The sequence below is a fragment of the Deltaproteobacteria bacterium genome, from assembly GCA_023382265.1.
Classification (GTDB): Bacteria; JAMCPX01; JAMCPX01; order JAMCPX01; family JAMCPX01; genus JAMCPX01.
In genome coordinates this window covers 39,370-52,879 of the sequence record JAMCPX010000061.1, presented here as the reverse complement: position 1 = coordinate 52,879, position 13,510 = coordinate 39,370, and the positions used below count along the sequence as shown (strand labels likewise).

Here is a 13,510-nt window from a genome sequence, read left to right as displayed (position 1 = left end):
AAAATTGTAAAATCCTTTGTTAGTTGCTTTTTAAATATTTATGCACCATAACTATTTACATGAATATTGCATCGGTATTTCTAAAAAAAGGGAAAGAAGGCCCAATACTGCACGGTAGTCCATGGGTATATTCGGGCTCTGTAGAAAAGATTGAAGATTATAAAGAACCCGGACAGATGTGCGACATCTTTAGTTATAAAAATAAATTCGTCGCAAGGGGTTACGTAAACACAAAATCACAGATTACATGCAGGGTCTTAGCTCACAGGGCTATTGAATTAGACAGGAACTTTTTAAAAGAAAAGATAGAAACAGCATTCAATCTCAGGAAACAATTCGTAATACCATTTACGAATGCATACAGATTGATCCATTCTGAAGGTGATTTCTTGCCAGGCCTGATTGTTGATGTGTATAATAAAGGTATTGTTTGCCAGTTTCTTACAGCAGGCATGGAGTCGTTTAAGCAAGACGTTGTATCTATCCTGAGAGAATTGTTTAAGCCCGATTTTATATATGAGAAATCGGATACTTCTGCAATGGCTAAAGAAGGTTTAAAATCTATAAGACAAAATCTTTATGGTGATGTAAAATCGGAAATCATGATTCAAGAATATGGACATACTTTTTCAATAAACCCGCAATCGGGACAGAAAACAGGTTTCTTCCTTGATCAACGTGATAGCAGGTATCTTTTGGGTGAGATATCCAGGAACAAACGTGTGTGTGATTGTTTTTCATATACAGGCGGTTTTTCTGTTTATGCCGGCGCAGGCGGTGCAAAAAGTATAGTTTCTGTAGATGAATCAGTCCACGTATTTAGCATCGCAGAAAAGAATATAAGCCTGAATAATATTAACACTGCACGATTCATTCAAAAGGATGTGTTCAGATTTCTAAGGGAGACCGATTCACAATACGACATAATCGTGCTTGATCCCCCTCCGTTTGCAAGGTCAAAATCTTCAGTTAAAGAAGCATTGACAGGCTATAAAGAGCTGAACATACAGGCAATCAAAAAGCTCTCTCCTGGCGGCATACTGTTCTCCTTTTCCTGCTCTCAGGCAATAAGCACAGAACTATTCCAGCAGATCCTTTTTAATTCAGCTATAGAGGCGCGCAAAGAAATCCAGATCCTGAGAAGGATAGGCCAGCCTGTTGATCATCCTGTAAACATATACCATCGTGAAGGCGAGTATCTTAAAGGCTTTATTCTTAAGGTGATAGGCGGTATGTAGTATGGGCATTTGCTGCATACAAACATGGACACAAAAAGTGAAACGGCATTGAAAGGGTAAGCTTCCTTATTGTGTTTTTCGGGTCAATATAGTTTTCTTGGCAGCATTGCGCCTGTTTCGAACTGCCCTGCAGAAATATACCATTGTACGAGTACGCCTTCTTTTATCTTTGATGGGGGCGGGCTCCATTCTGAAAGCCTTTGCTTAATCTCATCATCGGTCAGGTTTACCGACAGTTTTCTTTGTGCAATATCAATCGAAATTAAATCACCGTTTTTCAGGGCAGCAATAGGACCTCCAACCTGAGCTTCCGGGGACACGTAACCGACATACAGTGCACCGGTTGTTGCACCTGAAAATCTTGAGTCAGTAATGACAGCAACATCGTGCAAACCAAGGCTTCCAAGTATTAACACTGTTCTAAAGTTCTCAGCAAAACCAGGTCCTCCTCTTGGTCCCTGGTACCGCAAAACTATTACATCACCCGATTCAATCTCGCCCGATAGAATTGTGAAAATAGCCTCTTGCTCATCATTAAAACATTTTGCCTTGCCTACAAAATGCCTGTTTTCTTTATGAACAATTGTATATCTGGCAAGAGAGCCGCCGGGTGCAAGATTACCTTTAAGAACAACAATGCCCCCAAATGGAGACAATGCCTTTTCAACAGGCAGAATAACTTTTTCATTTTTTATATATGTCTTTTTCAACCTTTCACCGATGCTCTCGCCTGTAACAGTCAGCCTGTTAGTATCAATCTTATCTTCAATCCTTTTCAAAACAGCCATTGGTCCGCCTGAATAATGAAGATCTACAACCGTAAATGGTCCACTTGGTCTTAAAGGAACAAAATAAGGCGTTTGATCTCCTATCTCTGTTACAGTATCAAGATTGATCCCGAGCCCGAGTGTATACGCGAGTGCAAGCAGGTGAAGAATACCATTAGTGCTTCCCGACATTGCCATTACAAGTCTGATAGCATCCTTTATTGCAGACTCGGAGACAAAATCTCTAAACCTTTTTCCTTTTTTTACAAGCTCTACAATTGCATATCCTGTCTTCTTTGCAAGTCTTACCCTTTGCATAAGATCACCTCCCGGCGTTGTTGATATACCCGGCAACGTAAGCCCCATTACCTCTGTTGCCATCTGGACGGTATTTGCGGTCGTGAGCTCAGGGCATGCACCACATGAGGTTACCCATTTATCTTCCATATCGTACATCTTGTTTTCAAATTCCTGTTCACTCATTTTACCCGATAGTGTTCTATTTACACCTTCAAGAATAACGTCGGTTGGGAATGTTGTAGATTTACCTTCGAACATCCCCGGCAGTGCAGGGCCACCGGTATAGAAGATCGTCGGCAAATCAAGCCTTGCACCGGCAAGCCATAAACCCGGGACAGATTTATCACATGTGCCGATCATTACGATACCATCTGCACCAAGATTTTTAACCTGTATTTCAACAGAATCTGCAATAGCATCACGCTGCGGCAAATCGTATAAAAGCAGGGCTGGATCGAGAGAACTATCTTTGCAATATCCGCCGCACGGTCCTATCGTGTTGAACTCGACTGGTGTTCCGCCTGCAAGATATATGCCTGCTTTAACCGCATCAGCGAGCTGTTTTAAATGAATGTGCCCGATGCCTGCATCCTGCATTGAATTGGCAATAACAATGAGCGGCCTGTCGAGTTCCTCATCCGTAAATCCACTCGCCTTATAAAAAAACCTATGGCTTTTTACTTTAGAGAATAACTCAAGTGATTTTAAAATCTGTTCCTTCGAAAGCTTTTCCATAATTCAATTCCTCTTAAAAAAAAAGAGCTTTAAAGTTGATAAGAATAGTATTTTTAGGAAAATTTGAGTGCCTGACTATGCATTTATATATTTTCGATTCGCTGTTAAATACACATTTTTTTAAAACGGCACATCATCTTCACCCGGCTCATTGTTTACGTCATTGTCATGCGGTTCCATTGTTTGCGGTTCTTGATAAACCTCTGTTGCTTGAGTATCTTGAGCCATTGATCCGAGTAACTGTATTGTAAGCGCAACGATCTCTGTTGTGCTCCGCTTCTGGTTGTTCTGGTCTTCCCACTGCCTTGTCCTGAGCTTCCCCTCTATGTATACCTGTTTGCCCTTATGCAGGTATTTACCTGCTATATCTGCAAGCTTCCCGAATGCTGTAATTCTGTGCCATTCTGTTTGCTTAACCTTTTCTCCGGTTTTGCTTGTATAGCTCTCTGTCGTTGCAAGCGAAAATGATGCAACATTCTGACCGCTCGGCAGCTGCCTTATTTCAGGCTCCTTACCAAGATTACCAATAAGTATCACCTTGTTTACATAACCCATAATACCTCCTTATACATTATCTTGTAAAATACATCATTATTAGAAATGCACCAAATATAATGCGGTACCACACAAACGGGACAAAACTGTGTTTTTTCAGATACTTTAACAGCACGCCGATAACAATATAGCTGACAACAGCTGAACCTGCAATACCCCATATAAAAGGCCTGACCTCCGATGCAGGAAAATTATGCACCAGTTTGTGAAGTTTTAACAATGAGGCACCAAGGAGTATAGGCATTGCAAGCAAAAAGGAAAAGTGCGCTGATGTCTCACGATCAAGCCCAAGGAAAAGGGCTGCTGTCATTGTAATACCGGATCGCGAAACGCCGGGGGCAAGTGCAAGTGCCTGTGCAGTTCCTATTACAATACTATCTTTAAGTGTTATCCGTTCATAAGGTCTTGTATTGGAACGGGCTACACGATCCGCGAAATACAGAACAATACCGAATACGATCATTGCAATGCCGACATTCAGAGGGTTTCTCAATACCTCTTTGACCTGCTTTTCAAAAAGATAACCAAGAATCGAACCCGGTATTGTGGCTGCGATAACGTACAGGACAAGCTTTCTATGGAAATTGCTGTACGGGTGTCTTTCTTTAATGCCTATAATAAATTCTTTTATGAGTGTAAGCCATTCTTTCCAGTAAAAACTGATCAATGCAAGCACAGAGCCTAGCTGAAGTGCCACCTGAAATGTAAGGCTGCTGAGGAATGTATTGTTCCATTTTAGCAGCCATGGAAACACTATGAGATGTGACCAGCTGCTTACCGGAAGGAATGCAGTAAGTCCCTGTACAACGCCGAGAATGAATGCCTGTAATGATTGTGTCATAGTCCAAACAATGCATAGAATATTCTTTTCATGCGATCTCCATAAATATTAAAGATGTCATAGATTTGCATTATAATTATGTCAATGGAATTCAATCACTTACCTGCACCTGTTTTATCTTTTGATTATTTTAGTTCACTCATTTAAATGCTGAATAAAAATCCCCTTATTCGGATTCGATCACGGTACTGTCTTTAACCTGTTTGTTCTTTCTGTAAATCACATTTTTTAACATAAGAGCCGGAACAATACTAAAAACAACAAACAATGCGGCTATAAAAAATGCATCGTCATAGGCGTTTATGTTTGCCCATCTTTTTAAATAGTCCCCTACGAATATGATCTTGCCTGCAATCGCTGAATTATAAAAGCTGCTGCCTTTGTCAACGGCATAAATTTTGATTCTGTTGAGTGATGCATACCATAACGGCGAATCATACGCTATGTTACCAGTATAAATTGACATATGAAAGTCCGTTCTGTTCTCTATAATAATGCCCATCATTGCAATACTCAGAGAGCTACCGATCCTCATTATAAGATTAAGTATGCCGGAGCCTAAGTTAACCTGCTCGGGTTCTAAAGAGTTTATGGTGGAGTTTGTCAGCGGTGCCATCATAAAACCTATACCGAATCCACGCAGCAGAAGGTCTGCAAAAATATATTCGTAAGTTGAAAAAACCGATAAGTAGGAAAAATAATACAATGACAATGCGGTTAATATAGTTCCCATTATCAAGGGTGGTTTGGAACCGACTTTATCGGAAATTTTTCCTGCGATAGGCATGCTCAGACTTAAAGCAAGTGCCTGAGGGATCAACATAATTCCGGTCGTAGTTGCAGAATAATTCATAATATTCTGAAAAAACATACTCATAAGGAAAACACTCCCTACCAACGCTACTGATCTCGTTATGCCCATTATGTTTGACATTGTAAAATTGTAATTCCTGAATATGGAAAGATCCATTATAGGTTTTTTTACCACAAATTCTGTTATAATGAATGAAAGAAACGAGAAATAAGAAACTGCCAATAACGATGTTATGTAACTGGACGTCCACCCTTTTTCCTGCCCTTTTTGCAGGGCAACCATAAGAGTACCTATAAACAAAGAAAATGTTATAAACCCCATAAAATCAAAATTCTTATAATATGCCAAGTCGCTTTTTGACGGTTTCAATACTGTTATACCCCAGAATAAAACAAGTACGCCTATCGGAACATTTATATAAAATAATGCTCGCCAGCCGATATGATCAATTATGTATCCAAATAACATAGGCCCTATTGCCGGTGCTACTGTAATACCGGCCCCCCACATACCAAGTGCAAATCCCCTCTCTTCTTTCGGAAACACCTCGGATAACATCGTTACACCTATCGGAGTAATAGCACCCGCTCCTATTGCCTGAATCATCCTGAATATAATAAGAGAATCAAGACTCCATGAAAAACTGCAAAGAAATGAACCTGCTACAAAAAAGATTAAACCGAATAAAAACGTCTGTTTGAGTCCGATCACAGTCTTAATCCACGTTGCGAGTAATATAAATATGGCAAAGGCAAGCATGTATGCCGTTACTATCCATTCTACCTGCTCCATGTTTATACCGAATGCCACCATAAAATGAGGCAGTGCAATGTTCATGCCGGAGCTGTCCAGTACGCTCATAAAACCGCCGATCATTACTATGACAAGTACCCACCACTTATAAGATTTATCATTATTATATTGAGCCATGTTTGTGACTTAACTTTTAGACGTTCCCTGTAAAAGAACTATTCACCCATGCAATTAAGACATAACTATGTTTATTGATATTGAGCAATCTTTTTTAAAGCATCACTCATTGTTTCTGTATACCATGTTCACTAAAAGCCATTCATGCAAGCCATTTCCGAAGACGATCCTTTTCTGGTCAGTAATTTATCGTAAAAAAAACAAGTAAACTCCATAGATCACTTACTGTATTTACATCATCATCTTGACAAATCATTATGTATAATATAAAAATAGTTACATGAAGATTTTTTTCAATGTAAGAGGAGTGAGTTATTTTTAGTGAAATGATTAATTACATTGGTTTTATATTTGATAACAAAAGTAGTACCAAAACTTTTTCTTTCGATAATTTTCTTTTTATACAAATCATTTTAATTGCCATTAATAAAATAAAAAACCTGGGGGGTGAGATATAATGGCCGCAAAGAAAAAAGCAAAAAAAGCAGCAAAAAAGAAAAAATAAAACTGCAATATCTTGATGAACCGCTTTGGGCTGAACCCTGGAAAGGGTTCAGCCTCTTTTTTTAAATAAGGGAATTCATCTTTCAACAAACATAATGTAAGATTGATATTTAACTGTCAACAAAATTTTATATCATAAATAAACTGTTATATAACAATATGTTATGAAATATAAATCATATAATTTGTTGAGTAATAGGTTAACTATCTATAATTTAATTAAATTATATAGCTATATCGCGAATCATCTATCTTACATAAAAAAATGCATAATACAATATGTTGTGTATGATAGTTTAAAACAACTATCTATTGCAGTGTTTGGGAAAAACATATTAACCCTCAAAAAATTCCGGAACCTCTACCCCTGCACCTTGATCAAGATCCAGTAAAGGCAGGTTTCTATCCAGCAATGCTTTTACAACCTTAGCTCTTATTAATATCTTTGTATTTTTATCACTTATACTGAGCAAGCTCTTTATAATGTGTCCAAATACACCTACTGCATCCGTTTTTATCTCTATAACCTTTCCATCTCTTATTATGGCTAAATCAGGGAATGTTTTATCAAGTATAAAAGATTTTAAAGCTGAGAGAATCTCTTCTTCTGGAACATGTTGTTTCAATTCATTTATAATCTCATTAAGAAGATCCTTTAATTCGCTGTTAAGCCTTGTATCCTTTATAAGATCGATTCCCACCTCAAGTGTGTACATTCTTTTTATAAATTCCTCTAAAATTTCACCCTGAATCATACCTCCGTGCTGCGGTGCAATAACTAAAGGTGCCGGAGCAAGCTTTCTGATTGAATCTATGGCAAGCTTGATAGCGTCTTTTGAAGGCATATATATTTGATGAAATGATTTGATTCCGTCCCAGTCCTTTTCCGTAACATAAAGCCCTGAGTTTTTAGCAGATAAGCCGCCAAAGAAATCACCGGAGAAAAGGATCTGTGTTTCAGGATCATATATCATACATGCACCGCGAAAATGTAAGAAAGGTGTGGGAACGAAGATTAGCCTGTGTCCTGTAGAAAGCATCACACGATAATTTAAGAAGCTTTCTACCGATTTAAAGTTATTGTCATTAAGTCCGTAAAACCTTATAAGCCTCCACGTATCCTGTGTGGCTATTATGATAAGGTTATTATTAAGTTTTTGGAGATAAGTTGCATTATAGCTGACATCGGGATCCTGGTGGTTTATGAAAACAATCTGAACATTTTTAGGGTCTCCTATAATTTTTGATAGCTTTATTGAAAGGGACTCAAAATCAACAGGCGGTCCAGGGTCTATAACAATATTTATCTTTTTGCCTCCCGCTTTAAAAACCCTTAAATAGCTGTTTCTCTCCAATATATTATTATCTCGCTGACCTACCCAGTATGTATCCGCTGAAATCTCTACCGCTTCATTTAAGGTATCATTTATCATATGTCTCCTTTTAAGGAATAAGGCTTAAAAAACCATAATTCAAAGTCTCGTAATATATAAAATTGATAATATGTGTCAAGTATTTATAAAAAAGCGTAGCAGCTTATTATGCAATACGCTATTTCTGCGTTAATGACTATATGTGGTCTTGCCGAGGGGTGTTTATTAGAATAGCTTGCTTTTTTAAATGTGATATAAATATAAAATCTATTATCTGAAAAACAGGGGGATATATGGAAGAGAATGTTGTTCACAGCCTATATAATAGGGCAAACTCACATCCTGATGAGCCTGCTTTGATGTTCAAGGTGCAAGGCAGATATGTAACTAAATCCGTAATCTGGTTTCGTGATAAGGTCGATAGATTAGCTTCAGGGCTTATAAAGCTCGGCATTAATAAAGGCGATAAGGTTGCAATAATGAGTTCGACAAGGGTAGAATGGACACTTGCGGATCTTTCCATATTATCATTAGGGGCCATCACAACAACTATATATCCATCATTACTTGAACACGATGTCAGGTACATAATTGATAATTCAGATTCAAGGATCATTTTTGTAGACAATGAGGCTAATTTAAAAATAGTATTGAAAATTCTGAAAGATTTACCAAAGCTCGTCAAAGTTATAGTATTTGAAGATACTTCTATAAAGCATGAAATGGCTATGACACTTGGACAACTGGAGCGGCTAGGGGAACAGAATTTTAAACCAGAAGAGATCAGAAGGCGTATCGATAATATAACAATGGAAGATGTTGCAACGATCATATATACATCAGGTACAACAGGCCCGCCAAAAGGGGCAGAAATTCTACATAAAAATATTATTACAAATCTAAGGGACATTTTATCACTTAGTGTAAATGAACCTGGGGACATAACACTTGGCTATCTGCCGCTCGCCCATGCCTATGAGAGAATTAATCAATTTGGAGCTGTATACATTCATATGATCTATGCGTATGCGGAAAATATTGATACTGTTGCAAAAAACATTACAGAGGTAAGACCTACGATCCTGCCCGGAGTACCGAGGGTTTATGAGAAGATATACGCACGCATAGTAAATCAGATAGAAAGCGGTTCAAAACTAAAGAAGTATTTATTCAATTGGGCTCTAGGTGTTGGGAAGAAATCGCTGCCATACAGACTCAAAAAGAAGTACGTCCCTATAAGTCTGAAATTCAAATATGGCATGGCAAATTTACTTGTATTTAAAAAACTGAGGAACGTTCTGGGTGGAAGGCTAAGGATTGCCATTACTGCCGCTGCGCCTCTGTCAGCAACCATCATTGAATTTTTTAACGCACTCGGCATACCCATATATGAAGGCTATGGTATGACAGAAACATTTGCACCCGCATCCATGAGTTATGAGGGTAATTTTAAAATAGGCTGTGTTGGTAAGCCGTTACCAAGCATGCAAATAAGGATAGCCGACGACGGTGAGGTGCTAATGAAGGGACCCGCTGTATTTAAAGGTTATTATAAAAAACCGGAAGGCACGCCCGCCATGATAGATGAAGGCGGATGGCTGCACTCGGGGGATCTCGGTGAAATAGACGAGGATGGATTTTTAAAGATTACGGGCAGAAAAAAGGAGCTGATCATAACAGCAGGCGGTAAAAATATAACACCACAAAACATAGAAAATCTGTTCACGACAGACCCATTTGTTTCTCAGTGTGTAGCTTACGGGGATAATAAGAAATACCTTGCAGCGGTGCTTGTTTTGAATGAGCAGGTTTTAACAGACTGGGCAAAGCAGAACAACATAGAATTTAAGGGTTATAAAGACCTTACACAGAAAAAACAGGTTTTTGAAATGATGAAACAGAGAATAGTAAAACTCAATGAACATCTTGCATCTTTTGAAACAATAAAAAAGTTCGTTATAGCTGATCATGATTTTACAATAGAATCGGGCGAGTTGACTCCTACCATTAAGGTTAAAAAGAATAAAGTCATAGAAAAATATAAAAAACAGCTTGACGAACTTTATGAGAAGGATTGAGCCTTTATTTGATCTATTACAGAATAGAGAACAGCATTGCTGATCTATACTAACAAGAATTGTTGCTTTATTTAATTGCTTTGTTGCTGAGCCGTTTTTTTATACTGTCGATCTTTATATTAAGCACCGTCGTTTCTATAGGTGAATTAGTTTTTAAATGCTCAAGTAAGGAAAGCGCATCCACGGATCTGCCTGTTTCCTCGTAGCAGTCTGCTATTCCAAGCGTGGCATGAAATGCGTATTTACTATCGGGATATAATGAGCATACCATCTGAAAATTTGTAATTGCTTCAGTATAAAGCCCTTTAAGGTATTTTAAATATGCAAGTTCATAAACATAATGAGCAGGGGGTTTATTGAAAATTTTTATTAATCTTTCATAACAACCAATAGCCTTTGATATATCGCCTATTCTTTCATAAGTTTCTGCGAGTTTGGGAAATATTAACTTTTCGTTTTCGTGCGAATCGGTTATCTGCAACAGCTTTTCATAAATCTCTATAGCCTTGTCAGGAGAATTTTGATGTTCCTTATAAATATCTGCTATATACATGTAGGCATTAAATGTGCGATCGTAGTGCGGATAAGTATAGACAAGGTCATAAAAATGTTCCAGGGCAGCAGGATAATCTTTAAGGTAAAGATAATCAAGCAATGCAAGCTGGTATAAGGCATTTTTCCTGTAAGGATTGTTAGGATATCTTTTTATTATGATTTTAAAATCATGTTCTGCGGCATCTATATTGTTATCCGCAGATGCATTGATTGCTTCATTGTAAAGCCTGTAAGGCTTACTGTTATCATATAAAACGCCGTAGTATAAAAGTACAAACGCTGCTAATGAGATTATAATATACAATATAAATTTATAAAATCTCATACACTATATTATTCAACAGCTTTATGCGGGTACCCCGGAGGCTTCTTCTTCATCTTTTTCTACGATAAGCGCTGCTTTTGCAACCTTTTCTCCCGGTTCAAGCTGGATAAGTTTTATTCCCTGTGTATTCCTTCCTATTATTGAAATGCCTTTAACATGCAGTCTTATAAGCCTTCCCGTATTTGTTATTATGAAGATATCATCATCCTCTTTCACTTTAAGGACTGATACAGCATCACCCGTTTTAGCGGTAACCTTTACATTTATCGTTCCCCGCCCGCCTCTGCCCTGAAGCCTGTATTGATCTATCTTTGTTCTTTTACCATATCCATGTTCAGTAACAGTAAGAACTGTTGCATCCTTCTCAAGCACACTCATGCTGATTATCTCATCATTGTCATCAAGCCCTATGCCCTTTACACCGTAAGCAGCTCTGCCTACAACTCTTACACCGTCTTCCTTAAACCTTATTGCTATACCTTTTCTGGTTGATAATATAAGCTCCTGTTTATTGTCCGTTAACCTGACATCAATAAGTCTGTCGTCCGGCTCAAGATTAATACCTATGATACCGGTTGACCTTGGTTTTGAGTACATAGAGAGCGGTGTTTTTTTAATATATCCTTTTTTAGTTGACATAACAAGGAATAGAGGTTCTGTCAGATCACGCACAGGGACATAGGTTGTAAGCCTCTCGCCTTCATCAAGTTTAATCAAGCCTATAATCGGTTTTCCGTTCGCAATCCTTCCTGCCTGTGGTACCTCATGAACCTTTAGCCAGTAAACCCTGCCTTTATCCGTAAAAAACAGTATATAGCTGTGCGCCGATGCGACAAAAATGTTTTCTATAAAATCTTCTTCCCTCACGCCGGAAGCTGTTTTACCTTTACCTCCCCTGTTTTGTACCTTATAAAGGCTTACGGGGTTGCGTTTTATATATCCCTTATTGCTTACCGTTAATATCATATCTTCATCTGCTATCAAATCCTCTACATTGAGTTCTTTTGTTTCTGAAATGATTTCTGTCCTGCGTTCATCTCCATAACGTGCCCTTATATCTTCAAGCTCTGCTGTTATGAGAGCCATAAGCTCCCTTTCATCCCCGAGTATTTCCTTCAATCTTTTTATCTGCCTTGTGAGCTCTTTAAATTCTTCTACAAGCTTTTCTGTCTCAAGAGCCGTGAGCCGCTGCAATCTCATTTCGAGTATGGCCTTTGCCTGAATCTGTGTAAAATCAAAATTTTTTATAAGATTCACTTCTGCTTCCTGCGTACTTTTTGATTTTTTTATTGTGGCTATAACCTCGTCAATGTTCTCGATTGCCTTTTTCAAACCTTCTATTATATGCAGCCTGTCTTCTGCTTTCCTTAATTCAAAAATGGTTCTTCTTGTAACAATCTCCTTCCTGAATTCTATAAATTTATTAAGTATAGTTTTGATATTCATTATAACGGGCTGACCAAGATCAATAGCGAGAAGTATAATGCCGTACGATTCTGCAAGCTGAGTATGCTTGTATAATTTATTAAGAATGATCTCCGGATAAGCATCCTTTTTTAATTCAACAACAACTCTCAAACCTTCTCTATCGGATTCATCCCTAACATCACTTATGCCGTCTATCTCTTTATTATTAACTAATTCCGCAATGCGTTCTACAAGTTTTGCCTTATTAACCATGTAAGGCAGCTCCGTAATTACAAGGTTTTGTCTGTCACCTTTTGCCTTTTCCGTAATAACCCTGCCGCGCATCTTTATGACCCCTCTACCCGTTTCATAAGCAGCCCTTATCTGGTCTACACCATATATATACGCACCCGTTGGAAAGTCAGGACCTGGGATAAACTTCATGATATCATCAATAGATATATTCGGATGTTTTATTAGTTCTATAAGTGCGTTGATAACCTCTGTCAGGTTGTGCGGCGGGATATTTGTTGCCATACCTACCGCAATCCCTGAAGAACCGTTGACAAGCAGGTTAGGAAATCTTGCTGGAAGGATGGATGGTTCTAAAAGGGTGTTATCATAATTTGGTACAAAATCTACGGTCTCTTTATCTATGTCGACAAGCATCTCAGAAACGAGCTTGTTCATCCTTACCTCTGTATATCTCATTGCTGCCGGAGGATCTCCGTCTATTGAGCCAAAGTTTCCCTGACCTTCAACAAGCTGATACCTCATTGTAAAATCCTGAGCCATTCTTACCATTGTGTCGTACACGGCTGTATCGCCATGGGGATGATATTTACCTATTACATCACCCACTACCCTTGCAGATTTTTTGTAAGGTTTATCATGAGTATTACCAAGGTCGAGCATTGAAAAGAGAACCCTTCTGTGCACGGGTTTTAACCCATCTCTTACATCGGGCAGAGCTCTGCCTATGATTACGCTCATTGCGAAATCAAGGTATGAGCGCTTCATTTCATCTTCTATATCGGCTACAATAATATTATCTAATTGCTCGGTCATTTTTTTAAACCTCCGGGAAC

Annotated in this window: 8 protein-coding genes and 1 pseudogene; 2 read left to right on the top strand and 7 right to left on the bottom strand. The window is 38.3% G+C overall.

The annotated features are described in order from the left end of the window. The first annotated feature begins 59 nt into the window (after positions 1-59). A complete protein-coding gene (locus M1381_11220; protein MCL4479645.1) occupies positions 60-1,238 on the top strand; it encodes a class I SAM-dependent rRNA methyltransferase in 1,179 nt (392 codons plus the stop codon). An 83-nt stretch (positions 1,239-1,321) separates the two neighbouring features. On the opposite strand, the gene M1381_11215 is transcribed toward M1381_11220, so the two are convergent. The 5 genes and pseudogenes from M1381_11215 to M1381_11195 form a co-directional block, all read right to left on the bottom strand. After that, complete coding sequence (locus M1381_11215) at positions 1,322-3,040, bottom strand: dihydroxy-acid dehydratase (GenBank protein MCL4479644.1); 1,719 nt, start codon at positions 3,038-3,040, stop codon at positions 1,322-1,324. 231 nt (positions 3,041-3,271) lie between these two features. Further along, positions 3,272-3,595: pseudogene (locus M1381_11210) on the bottom strand (single-stranded DNA-binding protein). 16 nt (positions 3,596-3,611) lie between these two features. Further along, complete coding sequence (gene uppP, locus M1381_11205; protein ID MCL4479643.1) at positions 3,612-4,436, bottom strand: undecaprenyl-diphosphatase UppP; 825 nt, start codon at positions 4,434-4,436, stop codon at positions 3,612-3,614. 166 nt (positions 4,437-4,602) lie between these two features. Further along, positions 4,603-6,180 carry a DHA2 family efflux MFS transporter permease subunit gene (locus M1381_11200; protein ID MCL4479642.1) on the bottom strand — a complete coding sequence of 526 codons (1,578 nt, stop codon included), beginning with the start codon at positions 6,178-6,180 and terminating at the stop codon, positions 4,603-4,605. Positions 6,181-7,019: 839 nt separating this feature from the next. Then, positions 7,020-8,117, bottom strand: a complete 1,098-nt coding sequence (locus tag M1381_11195; GenBank protein MCL4479641.1) for an MBL fold metallo-hydrolase — start codon at positions 8,115-8,117, stop codon at positions 7,020-7,022. A gap of 233 nt (positions 8,118-8,350) precedes the next feature. Here M1381_11195 and M1381_11190 point away from each other — a divergent pair, with 233 nt between their 5' ends. Further along, entirely contained in the window at positions 8,351-10,135 is a 1,785-nt protein-coding gene (locus M1381_11190) for a long-chain fatty acid--CoA ligase (protein MCL4479640.1), read from the top strand. A gap of 67 nt (positions 10,136-10,202) precedes the next feature. Here the strand turns inward: M1381_11190 and M1381_11185 are convergent, their stop codons facing one another. After that, complete coding sequence (locus tag M1381_11185) at positions 10,203-11,015, bottom strand: tetratricopeptide repeat protein (protein ID MCL4479639.1); 813 nt, start codon at positions 11,013-11,015, stop codon at positions 10,203-10,205. A 21-nt stretch (positions 11,016-11,036) separates the two neighbouring features. Further along, positions 11,037-13,490 (bottom strand): DNA gyrase subunit A, encoded by a 2,454-nt coding sequence (gyrA, locus tag M1381_11180; protein MCL4479638.1) that lies wholly within the window; start codon positions 13,488-13,490, stop codon positions 11,037-11,039. Positions 13,491-13,510 lie beyond the last annotated feature (20 nt).